Raw genomic sequence first — 16,367 nt, forward strand, 5'->3', positions numbered from 1 at the left:
ATCAGTTATTCAAAAAGAGGGCATTTTTTGTTAACAGGTGGTATAGAAAGCAATGTTTATCCGAGTCAGGATAATACTGGCTATTTAAGTTTTGCGAGGCCCAGGCTTTGTTCAAATAAGATTGTGGATTTTGTCGCTCGACATTAAAAATCAATGACAATTCCAATACTTGGAATTATCTGGCCGCTTTCGTTTTCGATAACTACCAGGCTCTCTGGCTGAATGATGTTCCCCGTTGAATCTCTGTTAAGTCCGTATTCAGGAGGACTCGGGATATTTTGTCCTAAAAGATTCTGGACCTCAATAAAAAGATCAAAGGCAAATTTTTTAAAGTTCCATTTCTTATCAATCCGGACATCCAATTGACTAAAAATGGGCAGTTTCTCCTCCCCTAATCTGGAATAATCCAGGACAACAACCGGGTAATTTTCTAAAGTTGCATCCAAATCTACCGGCACGAAAGGAGTTTCCCCTGCAAAGCGATAACGGGCACTTAATTCCCAATTCCTGGCAAACTTATAACCGCCTGTAAAGGATATCAAATGCCTGCTATCCCATACGGAGGGTCTGTATATCTCCCTGTCGAAGCCTGTAAATTCACTAAAGAAATAGGTGTAGGCAAAGATGCCGTAGAAATTCTTCGATAATTTTTGTTGGAATTGAAGTTCCAACCCATAGCTCCTACCCTTTCCAACAGTTTCAATGGGTTCACTACCCAATACTTCAAAACCACCTCCCTTATTAGCCAAAGAAACACTATCACGCACAGAAACCGGATAATCATAATAGGCTTTATAGAAGCCTTCCACAGATATACTCGAGGAAGGAGAAAAGTAATGCTGTACCCCTAAAACAAAATGATCAGACCTGGTATAATCTACATCCCGGTTTACCAATTCGTTCTCATTGTTTCTAAATCCAAGAATAGTATAAGGAGGAATTTTAAAATAACGACCTACCGAGGCGTTCAAACGCCAGTCTGTGGCAAACTCATATGAGGCCGAAAAACGTGGTGAAAAGGTGCTCAAAAGACTTTCGTTTTGGGTAAAGCCATCATCATCCATTCGGATTCCAAAAGAAAGGTCCAGCTTATTATTAAAAAATGAGCGTGTTAAATTGGCAAAAACCCCATATTTCATAAAGTCTATTTCCGTGTTAAACAAAGCACTATTAGTAAGATCTAATGTGTTGTTTTTGTAATCTGCATACTGAAGGTTAAAACCGGTACTAAGTTTCCAGTCTGAAAAAAATTGGGTGTATTCATACCGAAGTTTGGTTTCAGATTCGGTCGCATCATTATTAAAGATTACCCCCGTTTCGTTTATGGGATCATCGTATCTTGTAAAGTCATTTGCCAGCCTGTTATTACTTAAAGTAGTAAGCATATAACCATTACCATTTTTAAAGCGTTTACGCCAACTAAGGCCAATGGTATTGGAACGTTGTTTGATAAATGGTGCCTGTTCCAGTTGGGCTTCGGATTCCGGATCAAACTCATCGGGTGGAGCAGCAGAAAAATCATCAATAGATCCTAAACCTATTAAGCTAAGGTTATTAAAGTCATCTATTTGATGGTCTACTTTGAACTGATAATCCCAGTAATCCGGTCGGAAAGGCAGTCCAATAGTTTCAAATAAAAACTTTAAATAGCTGCGTCGCACAGATGCCAGAAAGGTAGTTTGGGAAGTTTCTTCCCCTTTTTTAAACAGGGGTCCTTCTAAGGTTACCGCAGCCTCACTGGCACTTACCCTGAAGTTGCCTGCAAAATTTCTGTTATTCCCATTGCGTTGTTCGAATTGCAGTACGCCGGATAAGGGGTTGTCATAACGGGCATTAAAGGCAGATGTGGATAAGGTAACATTGTCTATAAATGATACATTAATTAATCCTACCGGGCCGCCTGCACTCCCCTGTGTACTAAAATGGTTTATATTCGGTATTTCCATCCCGTCTAAATAATATACCGATTCATTTGGTGCCCCACCCCTTATGATAAGATCGTTCCGAAATCCGCCAATAGAAGGTGATACCCCGGGCAAGGTCTGCGCAACCTGTACCACATCATTATTACTTCCGGGATAGGTGGCGATTTCTACTGCTGAAAGCGTTTGTGTAGACAAAGGGGTTTCTTTTGGCCTGCTGATTATGTTGGCATTAGACACCACCACTTCCTTTAGTTGTTCCGTTTCTACTTCTAGAACAAAATTATAGGCCGGGGTTCCTTTAGAACGAACAATGATATTATATCTTGTTTGGGATTTATAACCCAGATAAGTAACAATAAGATTGTAAGACCCAGGCGGAACCGCTTTGATTTCATATGTACCATCAAAATCGGTTTGTGCACCTAGTTGGGTACCCTCCAAAAAAACAGAAGCTCCAAAAAGGGGTGCTTCGAGTTCGTCCAAGACTTTACCATAAACTGTTGTGGTTACTTGTGAATGGAGACTCTCTGAAACGAATAAGATGATGGCAAATAAAATTACCTTTCCAAATCTGAGCATAATAATGTTTAAGATTCAATCCATAAATATTAAACAAAATAACTACTAAATAATAGCTCTGCCTTATAAAAATCTGTTAAAAACTAATGGACGATTATAAAATATCTATAGAATAAGGCAGAGTGAACTTACTTTTTTTGGAATAGATCATAGTATCACCAAAACGGCACTATTTGACTCAAAAATATTGGCTATCTTACCCATCTTTTGAGAACCTTCACTGGCAACCAACGCTAATCAATGGCAGAAAAGAAGAAGTTTGGAACTTTTGCAGGAGTCTTTACCCCTTCCATACTCACGATTTTAGGGGTTATCATGTATATGCGCTTGGGCTGGGTAGTTGGTAATGCAGGTCTGTTAGGTACCATTGTTATTATTATAATTGCGCATGTTATTGCTGTTACCACGGGTTTAAGTGTATCTTCAGTAGCCACCGACAAAAAGATTGGAGCCGGTGGTATTTATTATGTACTATCAAGGAGTATGGGTATTCCCATAGGGGGTTCAATTGGGATAGCCCTGGCTGTAGGTACTGCATTTTCTATTGCCCTTTATTTGGTGGGTTTTTCGGAAAGCTTTAATGCGTACTTCGGTTTTGGAATGACCGTCAATGACATCAGAATAACAGGAACCATTGCCTTATTATCCTTAACGGTGATTGCTTTAATTAGTACATCATTGGCCTTAAAAGCGCAATATATAATCCTTGCAGCCATTTTCGTTTCCTTGCTTGCTATCTTTTTCGGATCTTCTGAATTTGTCCCGGAAACAGTTCCAATCCTGGCAACAGAAGGCTCCGCACCCCTTGAGGTGGTTTTTGCCATATTTTTTCCTGCGGTTACCGGTTTTACTGCAGGTATTGCCATGAGCGGGGATTTAAAAGATCCTAAAAAATCGATTCCCACAGGAACTTTATCCGCTATTGGTGTAGGGCTGGTAGTCTATCTTGTTCTAGCCGTTTTTATAGCTTTTACTATCAATTCAGATGTATTGAAAACGGACTATAATATTCTAATGAAAATTGCCCTGTTTGCACCTGCGGTTGTAGCCGGGATATGGGGTGCTACCCTATCTTCGGCCTTAGGAGGCATTCTTGGCGGACCAAGAATTTTACAGGCTATGTCAATTGACAAGGTGACCCCTAAAATATTTAGTAAAGGAAAGGGAACAAATAATGAACCGGTCAATGCACTTTTAATGGTTTTTATTATTGCAGAGGCTGGCATTCTCATTGGGGAATTGGATATTATTGCCCGTGTGGTCTCTATGTTTTATCTGACCGCCTATGGGTTTATCAATATTACATATTTCCTGGAAAGTTGGGCGAATCCTGATTTTCAGCCAAGTTTTAAGATTAAACGCTGGATTGGTCTGCTTGGGTTTGTTGCTTGTTTTGCGGTAATGTTTAAGTTAGATATGATTGCCATGTTAGCGGCATTGGCTGTAATTGGGGGTTTGTATTTCGGCCTCCAACGAAAAGAAGTAAAACTGCAATCGAATGACGTATGGCGAAGTGTTTGGGAGAATGTGGTAAACAAAGGGTTAAAAAAAATAGATGCAGAAGAGGACGAAAATGCTAGTTGGAATCCAAATATTATTCTCTTTAGCGGTAAAAGTGATCATCAGCACTATTTATTGGAGTTATGTAAAACAGTCTCGGGCCGTACCGGGATTGTTACTAATTTTAAGCTTATCCTGGATACTAAAGATGATACTCCTTTAAAAAAGACAGATCAAGTTGTTCGTGATGAATCCCTTAAGGAGCTTGGTATTTTTGGCAGGCAGGTAAAAGTGGATAACATCTACAGTGGTATTACTAATATTGCTACCGTCTTTGGATTTTCAGGTGTTGAACCCAATACCATAATGATGGGTTGGCCCAAAGGTTTGGAAAATTCATGGGAATATGCCAAAATGACCAAGACTTTACTGTATTTGGATTACAATTTATTGTATTTGGATTTTGACCGTAAAACCAAATTTGGCAATTATAGTACAGTAGACCTTTGGTGGCGGGAAACCGACAGTAAGAATGCTGAGATGATGCTCAATATTGCCAGGTTCATTATTGCCTCCCCAAAATGGAACAATACAATTATCAGGGTTTTGTTCGTAAACAACAACAATGTTGACAGTACCCAGATACATTCAAATATTTCCAAACTTGTTGAAGATTTAAGAGTTAATGTTGAAATAAGAATTATTAATAATGCCGTAGAGCAAAAACCATTTTATGAAATCATTGAACAGGAATCTGCCTCTACTGATCTTACCCTGGTGGGGATACCGAATTTTAAAATAGAAAAACAGGCTCAGTTTGTTTTAAAAACAAATCAATTGTTTGAAACCATAGGCTCTACCCTATTGGTGAAGGCAGCAAATAATTTTAATGAGCTCGACTTGAATGTGATGGAACATGAATCTGATGTTAAGCAAAGTGAGGTTTAACTTATATCAAGTCTTTGGATATAAAAAAACCCATCAAATTCTTGATGGGTTTTTGTTTCAAAGTAGAATCGTATATGTTAAATAACTTTTACGTTTACTGCATTTAATCCTTTTTTTCCTTCTGTAAGATCAAATTCAACTTCATCGCCTTCACGAATCTCATCAATTAATCCGGAAAAATGTACAAAATGTTCTTTGTTTGAACCTTCTTCAGTTATAAAACCGTAACCTTTGGAATCGTTGAAGAATTTTACTGTTCCTTTACTCATTGTAATTTAATTTAAATGTATTTATAATACTTATTAGAGTTCAAAGATGGTACCAAAAATTTAAAAAACAGCAATTTCGATAATAAATTTTTAGTCAATGACCAATTTTTGCTCTAACAAACTTCCATACAATCTCCTGCAGGGGATTCTATTTTGGGTCACCATATTCACATTTTCCTGCCCGTCTGTCAGCAAGGAACTCAGTTAGACGTTCTAAGATAATGGATTATTGAAAATCATATTTCAAAATATCATTTCCCAGATTTGTTATATAAAGTGTTTGGCCATCATTAGAGAAGAACATCCCTGTGAGTAATCCCGGAAGGGGATGAAACAGATCCGGCGTTAGTAATTCAAGTCGTTCCATTCCCAAACGACTTCTACGGGTATATTCGTTGCTAACCTTTGAATTAGCATTTGTGGAGGCATCAAAAATCACATGCTGCGAATGATTCTCAAAATCTACAGCAACTACCTGATTATATAGAGGAGAAGCAACAATTAACCGACCTTCCTGATCTATTAATAAATTATCAGGAGAACCTACATTTGCAGCCACGCCGGCATATTTGGCACTACCGCTATTTGTATCTACTTCAAATTTATGCACTCTATCCATCATAGTTTCAGAAATATAAAGATGCTTTTCGTCCTTGTCCATTGTAATACCATTGGCAAAATAGAGACTGTCCATAATTTGAACAGGCGGGCTGTCAAAGTCGGCCATTCTAAAAACGGCTCCATGGGGTACAGGAATGTTTACATCACGAAACATTTCATTCAAATTAGTACTCTCCGTAGACTGTGAAAACCATAATGCCCCGGTTTTATCTCTGTAAATTGTATTAACCCCATAAGGATGATCATAGATCATTTCTACTTTTTCTGAGTCTATATTTACTCTGTAAATCTTTCCGTCTGCGACATCTGACATCAAAATATGTTTTCCGTCGTATTCCAGAACCATACCATTAGGTGATGCAGTCTCCTCCGGTGGAAGATGCACAAAACCGGCTGCTGCGAAATCACCGAATGGTCTGTTAGAACCATCTTTTTCAACTAGTCTAAGGCCATTGGCCTGATCTACTACTACAACTCGCCCATCTTCCAGTTCAACCCCGTCTTCAGCCCTGAGTAAGCTGCCATCTCCGGGAAACAAATTTTCTTTTTGAAACGTTAAATATGGAAGTGATTTTGTGGATTCTTCTTTTTCACTATTCTTATCGGCCGGTTTAGGCGTATTGCAGCTAATAAAAGTAAAAGCGAAAAGAAATAAAGTGCAGATGGATAGTTTCATAATTGAGTGGTTTGGTTTTTATAAAGATATGAGAATTTAGATTAATGGTTTAGGGAAATTAGTATCCATAAAAGTGTTTGATACCAACAGATCCTGTTAGTTCCATTTCAATTGCTTTCGTTCTTCCCAATAGGCGTTTGGATCTATTTTGAACGCCGCCAATTCCTGTAGCTCATCTTCTGTAAGACGGAAAGTATTAAATTTTAAATTTTGCTTCAACTGCTTACTGCTACTTGCACCACTCAAGACGATACTTTTTGGGATCCTTTGCCCACAAAATTGTAATGCAATAGCATCTGTTCCTACCCCATATTTGTTAGCTAATCGCTCAAGTTTATCATAAAGGCTATCATAATGCTTATACCCTTTGTTCCTAAAAACCCTGCCATTGGCCAGAGCCTCTTTAATGATTATTTTTTTCTCTAGTCGTACAAGTTCCCCTGATATCTCATCCAAACTTTGATCCAGCATATTGTAGGTTACCTGAAATGCATCAAACAGCTGTTTACCTCCTATGGCGACATCCAGCGCCTTTTTAATGATAGCTAGCTGATTTGCCCCTGTTACAGTAATACCTATTTCCAAAAGATATTCCTGTTTTATAAACGCTAAATGATCGAGTACAGCTTTATTATCCAATACGCCGGATTCCAATGTAGCCGAATGTATCTGATACACCCTTAAATGTGGTATGAGTGCTTTGGAAACCTCCCATTGTTCACGTAGTTTCTTTAAAGTGTGTTCCTTTATTTCATGAATAGTAGCATTTGCATCAAAATTGGCTACATAGGTATATCCCCATTTTGTGGCTATTTGTATGTTGGGGTCATTTTTAGTTCGTAACCATTCCAGAACCAACTGCTCTGCCAATCCATAGCCCGGGGCAGTATCAAAATAACGAATGCCAAGATTGTAGGCGTTTTCTAAAACAGCAAATCCCTGTTCTTTAAAGGTTTCTAAATCCTGTCCTTTAGGTTTTTCCTGGCGCAGATTAATATATTGTGGTCGGCCCAGAGCGGCTGTTCCCAATCCTAACTGCATATAATTAGTATAAAATTTGAATGTGCTCCAAAAAATGAATCACTTTTTGTTCTGGCATTTCACAGGGCTTTAAGTGCTCATTATGTTTAGTAATATAATAATTCAAACTTATAAAATCATTACCCCGTAGTTCCTTACCGTATATTTTATAAGATCTGCCATCATTGAAAGATTCCTTTGTAATGCTATACTTTTTTGTATTGTAAATGCCTTCAGAATAGCCCTCCGGTATTTTTTGTATTAATTGTAGCACTTCAACCAGGTATTAAATGAAGGTATAAGATTGCTTTATAAGCTGAAGCAATTTACGTACAATTAAGTAATTACATACTCCTACTGTTCTGTTTCCATCTTCTTTAACATGGATTTTGAATTCTTGGCAGTTGCACCTTCAGGATCTAGATGTATGGCTTTATTGTAATATTCTTTGGCCTTTACCAGATCACCGGATTTCCAGTAACCCTCTGCCAGGCTGTCCCAGGTATTAGGAGATTCCGGAAAAAGTTTGGTATTCATTTCAAAGACATACAGCGCTCCTTCAAATTGGCCGGAGCCCAATAGCTGATAACCCGCTTTATTAAATTCTCCCTCAAAATTGAAAAACTTATACGCAGGATCCTGTACCAGTCGTTGTGCTTCCGTGGCTAAAAATTCAAATTTTTGATCCATAAATAACTGGGTTAAGTACCCCATAGGATCTATGATAAAATTATCGGCAGAAAAATTGAGAGCGGCCTCCAATACCGGATCTTCATTGGCACTATAGTCCTCAAAGGCGGGTTCTACAGCCAAATGTGGCACAGTATAATCTGCATTTTCCCATTGTGGCTTATCCTGCCACCAGGCAAAGGATAGGTAAATGGCCAGCTTGGAGTTTGGCAATTCTACACGGTTGTTGTCCCCATAAAAATTAATATTCTCACCGGTAGGTTCACCTACAAAAATAGCATTGGTATAATTATCAAGCTCGTTCACTAAATTCTGACAAGCAGAAAATGTGCGACGCCCTATGATCACAAAGAATTTTCCGGGTTGATTGATCTTTTGATTTTCTATTATTCCTGTAACTATAGGCTTATTCTTATAGTTATTACCACCACCGTTAAGTCGCACGTCCAGCACTAATTTCTCTACTTCATTGCTGTCAATAAATTCAAACAGGCGTTCGTAAAATGCAGGGATATTTTCATCAGGATCATCTTGTATCTGGCTATGGCGCACATAAACCGCCTTATGTTCCGGCAGGTATTCAAAATAATAGATCTTGTCCAGGTTTTTTAGGTAATAAGGGCTGTTTGACTGATCTCTTGCCCCTACCCAATCTGTCTCCGGTTTTACCTCCCCATAGGCAAGGTGACCATTTTGTGGCTCTCCGGCAGTTACTTCTGTAGTGAAGGTCTTTCCTTCCTTTTCTACTTTAAAAGTAATCTTATTTTTAAGGCTTTTTGTTATGCCCTGCGCGTGCAGCACTTCGGGGACAATTAAATAATTACCCCCATAGGCCTTAAAAAATTGCTCGTTTTCGGCAGGAACTACAGGATATATTGCCTCCAAGACATTTGCTATAGATTTCCCTTCTACTTCCAGGATTTTTGCACCTACTATAGATTCATACGCTTTATGTGCTCCATGAATATAAATTCCATCTTTATAATAGTGAGTATAGATGGGAAGTTCATGGTATTGTACAGGTCCTTCAGAATAACTTACTCTGGTATGCCCGTATTTGAACATCCCTATTATCTTACTGAAACCAACAAGAACCTCATGATCCTGCATTTGAGGAATGGCCTTATCAAATTCAGCTATAGCTTCGTCAAAAGCCCCTGCCGTGGTCTTTTTAAACAGAAAAGGATAATCCTTATGAACGGTATTTTGTAAAAAACGCAGGTCTTCCTGCCATTGTGAGCTTGTAAATTTTTCCTGCGCCGGTACCTGCCAAAGTATCAGTATAGCAGCGAATAAAAATAATTTGTTCATACGAGTATTAGTTAGATGTAAAACTTAAAAAGTTTAATATGTTCTTAATTAGACAACTCTTTTTATAAAATGTTACAAGAAAATTTCTAACTGGCTCTTCCTTTCAGGATTTTTATCCTGAACGCTGCATAAATCCCTACCAGCAAAATATACTCCAGTCCAATAAACCAAAACCAGGCGTCTGTAAAAAATGTAAGATGACTTCCACCCGCCGGGATAATAAATAAGGGAACAGTTATTATGGCATCAAAACAAATAGTTACCAAAAACATGAAAACCCCTAATTTAAAACCATGTGTTTCTGCTCCGGTTTTATAGTAATATTTTGCCCCAAGGATTACACTTGGTATCAAAGCCAAAGTGAGTACAATATTTGCCTGTAATTCCGGATTATCCAGGATTTTTACAAAAAAAGATAGGATATATGCCGTAACGCCTATGGCCCATACTATTGCTGCTGATATTATTGCTCTTTTAATTTCCATTGTATTTATGTTATTAGGTTTATATAATAGATGATCCAAAATGGATTGGTTAAGAATACTGTTATACGCGCTCCATCCCTACTCCATCCCACACATGAGATTTCGCAACTTCATGGGCATATGTAGTAAAATCAATAGGTTTTCTTCCCAATACTTTTTCAATATCGTTGGTGACAATTGAATTACTCTCTACCAAAACTTCTTCAAACAAATAATTGATTAACCATAGATAGTCATCAGGTAAGTTAAATTCCTTCATCATTGCATTATATTCTTCCATGCTAATTGGTGTGAATTGAATTTCCCTGCCTGTTGCCTCAGATATTTCACGGACCACATCTGAAAAAGTAAGCGTACGTGGGCCGGTTAACTCATATATTTCGTTATTATGCTTATCATCAAGTAAAGCGGCAACCACCACATCTGCAATATCATTGGCATCTACATAAGGTACCTGAGCCTCATTCTTTGGTAAAGCTACATGGCCTGCCAAAATAGGATCCAGGAAGAAACTTTCACTAAAATTCTGATTAAACCAGCTCGCTCTCACAATGGTCCAATCCAAACCGGAATTCATGACAATTCGCTCACATTCCTCAGCTTCTTGCTCCCCTTTTCCTGATAGGAGTACTACTTTCCGAACACCGGATTTAACCGCCAGGTTTGTAAATCCTTCAATGGCTTCTTTTGCTCCCGGAACCGCCAAATCTGGTTGAAACGTAATATAAACGCTCTCCATTCCTTGCAATGCTCCTTTCCATGTTAAAGGATCTTCCCAATCAAAAGAGGGTTTTTCACTACGTGATCCAATTCTAACGGTTTGCCCTTTTTCAATTAAACGGCTTGCAACGCGACGGCCTGTTTTTCCTTTGCCGCCTAATACTAAAATGTTTTGTTTTTTTCTCATGATGTTAATTTTTAAGATTTATAGATTATGTATTTATGGTATTTATTCTGCTAAGACAGATAATAATCAGTAATAAGAATGATAGTACTGTACTTACAGTTCTGATAAGATGAAACCTGTTCCACTTTACTTCGAACTTGTCCCGTAACAGTTTTAATTCTTCGGCACTGGCCTGCATCAAATCTGTTTTATCCAATAGCTCATTCAAGGGCACATTTCCGAATATGGTGACTGCTACTAACCCGATGATATACAGAGCGGCTGATACCATAACCAGCCATAATATGGCTCCCGAAGATGTTTTGAATAAAAAAATATTGGCTATATGCAAAAAGAAAGGGCCAAAGAATACGATTAGAAATATTGGGTTAATAATGGCCCTGTTCATCTCCTGAAAAGAGCGCAAATAGCCCATATCAACCAGTTGACCAACACCAGGAGTAACCGCATTGTTCCAGGTAAAGCATAGACCTGCTGTAAGTCCGGTTAAAAGTGTTGCCAGTACTAATACTATGGTTTGTGTATCAAAATTTAAAGAAGTCATTATTACATTGTTTTAAGATTACAATGCAAATTTGCGACTAAGCGTTATGACTTATTTGTTTGAAAAGGATTGAAATTTGTTCGAAAAGGATTATGACTTTACCTCACTTGGTCTAAAGCCATACTTTTTGATAAAGGCGTTCGAAAATGAACTCAGGCTTTCATAGCCTACGGACCATGCTGCTTCCTGTATGCTAACTTCTTTAGAGCTTAAAAGCTCATGAGCCTTTATAAGACGTTCATTTTGCAGGTATTTGTAAACAGGAAAACCAAACAATTCCTTGAAACTCTTTTTGAGTTTAAAATCATTCAAACCTATGAGTCTCGAAAGTTCAGCTATAGATGGAGGGGTCTCCATATTCTTAGTAAGTATTTCTTTGGCCTCATATAACTTTTGTCTTTCAGTATCCTTTATTGTTTTGGTTTTGTCTTTGGTTGAACCTGAAACTTTGGCAAAAAAATGTGCTAATAATTCTGTAACCTGACTCCTTAAAAATAAGGACCTGGCCGGGCCCTTGTAAGTGTTTGCAAAAATTTTATCGACCGCATTTTGCATGTTATGATCCATAAAAAAAGTAGGGCCCTCCACATAATCATTACTCGGGTTAATAAGTTCGTTAACATACTGTGCATACAATTCACGTTCCGTGTCCGGGAGTTCTTTTAAATTTTTTATACTATACAAAATGACTACACAAGACAGTTTTTTATTCTTAGAAACAGTGTGTATAAACTTAACATTTCCATTGGCAAAAAAAGACATAGCCAACCCCTTGGTATTGTTGTAGTTTTGCTGTTTATAACTGCATTCTACTTTTAAATCTACATTCCCCGAACCATAAAAGGCAAACGCAATCACATCTTCATCAAAACCGCAGCTATCAATAATCTCCTCTTTAGAATCTGCATATTCTAATAGTACTACGAAGTCATTTATTTCTATAAAATCTCTGGTCATACCTAATGCTAAGATACTTATTTTAGTAATTCGTTATGAGATTGAATTTAGACGGTTCATTTAACCCGGGCAGTCGAATTACCAAACTACATTAGGTCAGTTTGGGCTAACAAGTTTACCCAAGGCGATACAGAATTTTTTTTGCTCCTCACTAGACTTGTATATCAGAGGATTATTTCTGGAATAGGCTATGGCGAATAAATTAAACTGTACCCGCTCAAGCATTCGTTGATATTCAATTTCAGCATTTGCGTATTTGTCATTAAGTTGAGTTAGTTTTTTGTTCCACCAGGCCATATCTGCATTTTGGGGTTGATTGTAGTCTGAATTGAAGCGTTCATAAAAGATTCGGGTCCATTCCTTCTCTTCAGCCAGGGCTTTGGTTCTGGACTTCAATGCCCTTTTATAAGCACTCTCCTTTTTAAGGAGATTCAAGTGCGAAGAAATCGTATCCAGTTTATAAATAGAACCATAGGTACTTAAGATACGCTCATAGTGTTCTGCCACTTTTAGTATATCAGCATCTGCTTCAGATTTTTTTGCAAATTCATAAGTAAGCCTAAAACTTTTTTGAAGTTCTTCTTCTGTTTTTACTTTCTTTCCTTTAATATGAGACTCAATGGCGAGCCATTCAAATGCCCGGTTAATCTCTGCAGCAGGGGGCCAGTCATGACCGCCATCGAATGTAAATAGTGTATTACTAATCTTTTTATTTGTGAGATAGGTTTTTACATCCAGCATTTCTCCAAAATTCATATCACTGTTGCCACATATGCCTGCATAAGAGAATTCTTGTTTTTGAAGTATAGCAGGGGATGCTTCAGATACGCCTGCACCACAGGCAATTACTCCTGTTAGGTTCCCGGCGGCAAGGGCTATGGCCCAGGCCAATCTGGACCCTCCTGAAAAACCAGCCAGAACCATTTGATTTTTATCAATGGTAAATCGTGAAAATATATGATCGAAAAGGTTGGCAGCTATGTTAAAATTGCGCTCATAAGGTGCATTTCTGGAGTCATTTGAACAGACCAGAATATGACCATAAGATTCGGAGGCCTCTATAAAAGTTTCTACTCCGATCCTTCCCCTCCCACCGGGATCGAAAATAAAAAGGATAGGGGACTCATTTGAAGGCTCAAAGGAGGTGGGCAAGTAAAGCGCAAAAGTTTCATTGGCGGTATTAGAAACCGGAATAGAATCGATTACTTTACCCGGCTTAAAAGCCTGTTGGGCGCCTAACTGGCTAATAAATCCCAATAAAAAGATGTAATACGTAAGCCTCATAATTTAAGCGGGATACTGCTTTTCTGTCCCTCTACAAAATACATTTTTAGACTCCCCCGGTTCTTTACTTTTATTTCTCCCCGGAAGGCACAGTCATAACTGTCTTTTATCAACTCATAGGTATTTTCACTGATATTGATCTTCCCGGCTTCCGAATTCGATTCCATACGTGAGGCCACATTTACCGTATCGCCCCAGATATCATAGGCAAATTTATTGGTCCCAACTACCCCGGCCACAACCGGACCGGTATTGATGCCGATGCGGATATCAAAAGTTAATTCACTTGCAGCGATATTATTTTTGGTATCCTCCACAAAGGCGGCTATTTCCATGGCAGCCAAAACCATTTTGCCGGCGTGGTCCTTTTCATTATCATGCAAGCCTCCGGCGCACATATAGGCGTCCCCTATGGTTTTAATTTTTTCCAGGCCGTGTTTTACTATAATGGCGTCAAACTTTGAAAAGTAAAAATCCACGGTTTCTACCAAAGCTTCGGGAGACAGTTTTTCGGAATAACTCGTAAAACCTTTAAAATCTGAAAACAAAACCGTTACGGCATCGTATTTTTTGGCTTTTACCTTTCCTTTTTCCTTCAATTCCAGCGCCGTTTCTTCGGGCAGGATGTTGAGCAATAGCTTATCCGAGCGTTCTTTTTCTTCTTCAATGATCTGTTTTGTTTTTCTGATATAGTTATTTCGCCTAAATAACCCAATTGCCATCAGCAAAAACATGAACAAACCTATAGCGGTTGCAATAGATATATTGCGCTGATTTTTACGTCTTTGGTCTGCCAGATCCACTTCAATCTGTTTTTGGGAAACTTCGTAATTGGTCCGCAGATCAGCCGCTTGCTGTACATTTTCCAAATTTATTAAGCTGTCTCTATAAGTGATATGATCTTTATAATATTTATACGAAGTTGCCAGGTCTCCGGTCACCTCATAAAGTTCTGAAAGCTTTAGGTTGGCGTCGCTAATTTGTTCCTTTAACCCATATTGGGTAGCCAGCTCCAGGCTTCTTGTTGCATAACTCAAAGCGGTTGGAAAATTATTCTTTCTTATATAGATGTCTGACATATAGGTTAAATACACTGAAATAGGGTAATAATCCTCCAGTTCCTCCAGGATGGATATGGCACTGTTGATATAGGCTTCCGCCAATTTATCTTTTTCCTGTTCTGCATATATCATCCCCAAATTTCCCAAACTATAAGCCTGACCAAGCGAGTAATTGATCTTTTCAAATATGTCCACTGCTTCGGATGTATAAATAAGTGCGGAATCTAATTTGTTAGAATTAAAATAATCATCCCCGGCGTTTAACAATGCGGTAGCAATTTTAATAGAGTCATTTACTTTACGTAAAACCTCTATTCCTTTACTGAAGTAGGTTTGGGCATTTTTGAAATTATCCATGGCCGTATAGGTGCCTGCTATAGAGATCATAAGTGAACCAATTCCTTTTTCATCATCAGTACGGTTCGCAAATTCAAGACTTTTAAAATAGGATTCTAATGCCTCTGCATTGTTACCTTTAAATTGGAGTGCATTGCCTTTCTGTAAATAGCCATAATGAAGATAAATGAAGGAGGAGAATTATATTTCAGAATAAGGCTATCTGCCAATTTCTGATCTTGACCAATTAGAATGACGGTCATAAAATAGAATAAGCCTATTATATAATAGGCTTTTCTTTTAAATGACATTATTATTCATAAATAACAAGTTTTTTCTTCAATTCATTTGAAGTCTTGGATCATCCCAAGTCTCTGGTACTGTTGGATCAGTAGGTGGGGGAAAAGATTGAAAGTATCCTATTTGGTAATTTTCAAAGGCTTTTGCCTCACCTGGTTTGGCAGGAGGTGGAGTTGCAAGTACAGTGGCAGTAATCACACCCATTGGATCTGGTGTATATTCTGCTGAATATTCTGCATTTTCGAGTAATTGTTGAGAATTTAAATACGGACCTGGTGCAGGAATAGCGGCTTTTACATGTACAAGTGTCAAATTATTATTGCGCCCGGGATCTGGATGTTGATCCACCGACCATCTGACAGTATCACTTGGATCTACGCCTGCTACTAGTGTATCATTGTCTGGATCATCGGGCGTTCCCGGTATAGCTGTCCCTAATCTTAAGCTTAGTTGACCTGAATTTGCAATCTTGCTTACATAAATATTAATAGTTGCCATAATGTTATAAATTTAATATAATTATCCGTTAGTTTTGTAATTATTGTTAATTAATGTATTGCAATTACTTTAAATATATTTCTAATATACCAATCCGGGCAAAATAATTATTTGATTAACGGACGAACCCCTACATTTTTTGTCCGAAACCCCTTATTTTTTTATCAAAGAATTTTCTGAGCATTTAATTACTATTTTTTAAACCTGGATAAAAGCATTATTTTTTTTCTGGTGTTAATAAAATACACCCCGGTAAGCAACACAATAGCGGCAATTATGGATTGCAGGGTGATGGGTTCATTCAAAAAATAACTACCCAGAAACATCGCAACAATGGGGTTAACATAGGTATTGGTGGCCACCTTTTCCGGGGAAACATTTTTTAAAAGGTAATTAAAGGAAGTAAAGGCCACTATACTGCCAAAAATAATAAGTAGTAGCATGGACCAGTTGGTT

At 38.0% G+C, this 16,367-nt stretch carries 14 protein-coding genes; 1 reads left to right on the forward strand and 13 read right to left on the reverse strand.

All coding sequences use genetic code 11. From position 1 onward, the window contains the following. Positions 1–143 precede the first annotated feature (143 nt). Positions 144–2,504, reverse strand: a complete 2,361-nt coding sequence (locus Q0X89_RS06625) for a TonB-dependent receptor (RefSeq protein ID WP_297692381.1) — start codon at positions 2,502–2,504, stop codon at positions 144–146. Positions 2,505–2,744: 240 nt separating this feature from the next. Between Q0X89_RS06625 and Q0X89_RS06630 the strand changes: the two genes are divergently transcribed. Next, positions 2,745–4,952 carry an amino acid permease gene (locus Q0X89_RS06630; RefSeq protein WP_297692383.1) on the forward strand — a complete coding sequence of 736 codons (2,208 nt, stop codon included), beginning with the start codon at positions 2,745–2,747 and terminating at the stop codon, positions 4,950–4,952. Positions 4,953–5,029: 77 nt separating this feature from the next. Here the strand turns inward: Q0X89_RS06630 and Q0X89_RS06635 are convergent, their stop codons facing one another. The 12 genes from Q0X89_RS06635 to Q0X89_RS06695 form a co-directional block, all read right to left on the reverse strand. Beyond that, positions 5,030–5,221 (reverse strand): cold-shock protein, encoded by a 192-nt coding sequence (locus Q0X89_RS06635; RefSeq protein WP_297692385.1) that lies wholly within the window; start codon positions 5,219–5,221, stop codon positions 5,030–5,032. Positions 5,222–5,447: 226 nt separating this feature from the next. Further along, the gene (locus Q0X89_RS06640; RefSeq protein WP_297692387.1) at positions 5,448–6,518 is read right to left on the reverse strand and encodes an SMP-30/gluconolactonase/LRE family protein; all 1,071 of its coding nucleotides are present in this window, start codon (positions 6,516–6,518) and stop codon (positions 5,448–5,450) included. A 96-nt stretch (positions 6,519–6,614) separates the two neighbouring features. Beyond that, positions 6,615–7,559 carry an aldo/keto reductase gene (locus tag Q0X89_RS06645; protein ID WP_297692389.1) on the reverse strand — a complete coding sequence of 315 codons (945 nt, stop codon included), beginning with the start codon at positions 7,557–7,559 and terminating at the stop codon, positions 6,615–6,617. A gap of 333 nt (positions 7,560–7,892) precedes the next feature. After that, a complete protein-coding gene (locus tag Q0X89_RS06655) occupies positions 7,893–9,539 on the reverse strand; it encodes a tetratricopeptide repeat protein (RefSeq protein WP_297692393.1) in 1,647 nt (548 codons plus the stop codon). Positions 9,540–9,625: 86 nt separating this feature from the next. After that, complete coding sequence (locus Q0X89_RS06660) at positions 9,626–10,024, reverse strand: DUF5367 family protein (RefSeq protein WP_297692395.1); 399 nt, start codon at positions 10,022–10,024, stop codon at positions 9,626–9,628. Positions 10,025–10,085: 61 nt separating this feature from the next. Then, the gene (locus Q0X89_RS06665) at positions 10,086–10,931 is read right to left on the reverse strand and encodes an NAD(P)H-binding protein (RefSeq protein ID WP_297692397.1); all 846 of its coding nucleotides are present in this window, start codon (positions 10,929–10,931) and stop codon (positions 10,086–10,088) included. Positions 10,932–10,956: 25 nt separating this feature from the next. Next, positions 10,957–11,475, reverse strand: a complete 519-nt coding sequence (locus tag Q0X89_RS06670) for a DUF1772 domain-containing protein (protein WP_297692399.1) — start codon at positions 11,473–11,475, stop codon at positions 10,957–10,959. 90 nt (positions 11,476–11,565) lie between these two features. Continuing rightward, on the reverse strand, positions 11,566–12,432 hold the full coding sequence (locus tag Q0X89_RS06675) for an AraC family transcriptional regulator (protein WP_297692400.1): 867 nt from the start codon (positions 12,430–12,432) through the stop codon (positions 11,566–11,568). Between the two features lie 96 nt (positions 12,433–12,528). Continuing rightward, a complete protein-coding gene (locus Q0X89_RS06680; RefSeq protein WP_297692402.1) occupies positions 12,529–13,716 on the reverse strand; it encodes a hypothetical protein in 1,188 nt (395 codons plus the stop codon). Then, positions 13,713–15,164: an adenylate/guanylate cyclase domain-containing protein gene (locus tag Q0X89_RS06685; RefSeq protein WP_297692404.1), complete on the reverse strand. Its 1,452-nt coding sequence runs from the start codon at positions 15,162–15,164 to the stop codon at positions 13,713–13,715. Before Q0X89_RS06685 ends, Q0X89_RS06680 begins: the two co-directional genes overlap by 4 nt. A gap of 288 nt (positions 15,165–15,452) precedes the next feature. Next, on the reverse strand, positions 15,453–15,911 hold the full coding sequence (locus Q0X89_RS06690; RefSeq protein ID WP_297692406.1) for a hypothetical protein: 459 nt from the start codon (positions 15,909–15,911) through the stop codon (positions 15,453–15,455). A gap of 191 nt (positions 15,912–16,102) precedes the next feature. After that, on the reverse strand, positions 16,103–16,367 hold a 265-nt coding region (locus tag Q0X89_RS06695), incomplete at its 5' end, for an EamA family transporter (RefSeq protein ID WP_297692408.1).

Source organism: uncultured Eudoraea sp. (genome assembly GCF_947258525.1).
Taxonomy (GTDB): domain Bacteria; phylum Bacteroidota; class Bacteroidia; order Flavobacteriales; family Flavobacteriaceae; genus Eudoraea.